At 54.0% G+C, this 3,271-nt stretch carries 1 protein-coding gene, 2 tRNA genes and 2 rRNA genes (1 of these 5 only partly in view); all 5 read right to left on the minus strand.

From position 1 onward, the window contains the following. Positions 1-801, minus strand: a 23S ribosomal RNA gene (locus tag GRI97_RS18295); it reaches 2,008 nt to the left of the window's first position. 106 nt (positions 802-907) lie between these two features. Beyond that, on the minus strand, positions 908-1,060 hold the full coding sequence (locus tag GRI97_RS18300) for a hypothetical protein (protein WP_161392682.1): 153 nt from the start codon (positions 1,058-1,060) through the stop codon (positions 908-910). Between the two features lie 143 nt (positions 1,061-1,203). After that, positions 1,204-1,279 (minus strand) — tRNA-Ala (locus GRI97_RS18305). Positions 1,280-1,308: 29 nt separating this feature from the next. Continuing rightward, a tRNA-Ile gene (locus GRI97_RS18310) sits at positions 1,309-1,386 on the minus strand. Between the two features lie 187 nt (positions 1,387-1,573). After that, a 16S ribosomal RNA gene (locus tag GRI97_RS18315) occupies positions 1,574-3,059 on the minus strand. Together the 16S and 23S rRNA genes with 2 tRNA genes alongside form the textbook arrangement of a ribosomal RNA operon. Between the last annotated feature and the right edge of the window lie 212 nt (positions 3,060-3,271).

Consider the following 3,271-nt stretch of genomic DNA (forward strand, 5'->3'; position numbering starts at 1 on the left):
TTTTCAACATTCACCGGTTCGGTCCTCCAGTGCGTGTTACCGCACCTTCAACCTGGCCATGCCTAGATCGCCGGGTTTCGGGTCTAATGCATCATACTCAGTCGCCCTATTCAGACTCGCTTTCGCTGCGCCTACACCTATCGGCTTAAGCTTGCATGATACATTAAGTCACTGACCCATTATGCAAGAGGTACGCTGTCACCCCCTAAAGAGGCTCCAACTGCTTGTAAGCATTCGGTTTCAGGTACTGTTTCACTCCCCTAATCGGGGTGCTTTTCACCTTTCCCTCACGGTACTTGTTCGCTATCGGTCATGTACGAGTATTTAGGCTTGGAGGGTGGTCCCCCCATGTTCAGACAGGATTTCACGTGTCCCGCCCTACTCGAGTCTTCTTCGTTCGCTTTCACATACGGGGCTGTCACCCGCTATGGCCACTCTTTCCAAAGTGTTCTGCTAACTAACAAAGAAGCACTGGCCTGGTCCCGGTTCGCTCGCCACTACTACGGGAATCTCTGTTGATGTCTTTTCCTCCGGGTACTGAGATGTTTCAGTTCCCCGGGTTCGCTTCACCAAAGCTATATATTCACTTCGGTGATACCTGTTCCACCTCACTCATATTCCTTGCGATCGATTTTGGCCGATCACCCGAAACACGAGAGAAATGGTGAAGGTGGGTTCCCCCATTCGGAAATCGCCGGATCAAAGTTTGCTCACAACTCCCCGACGCTTATCGCAGCGTGCCACGTCCTTCTTCGCCTGTACATGCCAAGGCATCCACCAAATGCTCTTACCTCACGCTTGAGAATCCACACCATCAACGACAGGCCTGCATAACGCCTGTCGCCTCACAATGGTGCGGAGGTAATCTCAGCCAGATTATTACATCTAGATGTGTCGCATCGCCTTCTCAGATCCACAGCCTAAGCCACAAATCATCAAAGCCGTGCGCCACGGCATCGATTAAAAACCCATTCACAATGTCAAAGACGCGGAAGGCAGATCCTTCCGCTACCGGCAAAGCCGGATAACGTGTTTTCATCTTCTGGAGTTGATCATTCACCAAGTCTCGGCTGCGGGCTCCGCTGCGCCATCAGTCGTGGCCCAAAGTTAATCGGGGCCACGCCTTATGGCGCGGCTCGTGCCACGCTGGCCGGTCTTGTTCGCGCCTGAAACAACTTCGTTGTTTCGCGCCGAACTGCGACCTGGTGGAGCCTATCGGGATCGAACCGATGACCTGATGCTTGCAAAGCAACCGCTCTCCCAGCTGAGCTAAGGCCCCTTGGGTCAGACGATGCACACAAGAACAGATGGTGGGCCGAGGAGGACTTGAACCTCCGACCTCACGCTTATCAGGCGTGCGCTCTAACCAGACTGAGCTACCGGCCCATCCACAGCCAGGCCGGCCAAAGGGCCGCAGGCGGCGTGAGCCAGCTCAGGCTTATCGAAGCAGGGGCAACAAGCTCCCGCTTCAATCTCCAGATGATGAAAGGACATGAGGACGACGGCAATGTTCTGTAGATATGAGCGAAGCTCTTCCAAACTCGAGGTCTGGCGCTTTCGGTCAAATCCTTAGAAAGGAGGTGATCCAGCCGCAGGTTCCCCTACGGCTACCTTGTTACGACTTCACCCCAGTCGCTGATCCCACCGTGGCTGGCTGCCTCCTAAAAGGTTAGCGCACCATCTTCGGGTGAAACCAACTCCCATGGCGTGACGGGCGGTGTGTACAAGGCCTGGGAACGTATTCACCGCGGCATGCTGATCCGCGATTACTAGCGATTCCGCCTTCATGCTCTCGAGTTGCAGAGAACAATCCGAACTGAGACGGTTTTTGGAGATTAGCTCACACTCGCGTGCTTGCTGCCCACTGTCACCGCCATTGTAGCACGTGTGTAGCCCAGCGTGTAAGGGCCATGAGGACTTGACGTCATCCCCACCTTCCTCCGGCTTATCACCGGCGGTTTCCTTAGAGTTCCCAACTTAATGATGGCAACTAAGGACGAGGGTTGCGCTCGTTGCGGGACTTAACCCAACATCTCACGACACGAGCTGACGACAGCCATGCAGCACCTGTCACTAGGTCCCCGAAGGGAAGAAATCCATCTCTGGAAGTCGTCCTAGGATGTCAAACGCTGGTAAGGTTCTGCGCGTTGCTTCGAATTAAACCACATGCTCCACCGCTTGTGCAGGCCCCCGTCAATTCCTTTGAGTTTTAATCTTGCGACCGTACTCCCCAGGCGGATAACTTAATGCGTTAGCTGCGCCACCCAAGCACCATGTGCCCGGACAGCTAGTTATCATCGTTTACGGCGTGGACTACCAGGGTATCTAATCCTGTTTGCTCCCCACGCTTTCGCACCTCAGCGTCAATACTTGTCCAGTCAGTCGCCTTCGCCACTGGTGTTCTTCCGAATATCTACGAATTTCACCTCTACACTCGGAATTCCACTGACCTCTCCAAGATTCTAGCTCTCCAGTTTCAAGGGCAGTTCCGAGGTTGAGCCCCGGGATTTCACCCCTGACTTGAAAAGCCGCCTACGCGCGCTTTACGCCCAGTATTTCCGAACAACGCTAGCTCCCTCCGTATTACCGCGGCTGCTGGCACGGAGTTAGCCGGAGCTTATTCTCCCGGTACTGTCATTATCATCCCGGGTAAAAGAGCTTTACAACCCTAAGGCCTTCATCACTCACGCGGCATTGCTGGATCAGGCTTTCGCCCATTGTCCAATATTCCCCACTGCTGCCTCCCGTAGGAGTCTGGGCCGTGTCTCAGTCCCAGTGTGGCTGATCATCCTCTAAGACCAGCTATGGATCGTCGCCTTGGTGAGCCTTTACCTCACCAACAAGCTAATCCAACGCGGGCCCATCCTAAGGCAATAAATCTTTGGTCCGAAGACATCATCCGGTATTAGCACCCCTTTCGAGGAGTTATTCCGAACCTTAGGGCAGGTTCCCACGCGTTACGCACCCGTGCGCCACTATCCCCGAAGGGATCGTTCGACTTGCATGTGTTAGGCATGCCGCCAGCGTTCGTTCTGAGCCAGGATCAAACTCTCATGTTAATGTCACAATCCACACAGGCACAGGCAAAAACCCGCCAACCCGCATGAACCGAACTGCAAGGAGCCGATTACCTGCATTTGTCAAACGTAATGGATACGAAGGACAATGTGAGTATCGACTTGGCTTAACTGGTATCCGGAGCCTTGAGACCCCCGGACCAGGCGCCGTCGCCCACATGTCCCTTCATCAAAAAACAACAATGTCAAAGATC

The sequence above is a fragment of the Croceibacterium xixiisoli genome (assembly GCF_009827305.1).
GTDB lineage: Bacteria > Pseudomonadota > Alphaproteobacteria > Sphingomonadales > Sphingomonadaceae > Croceibacterium_C > Croceibacterium_C xixiisoli.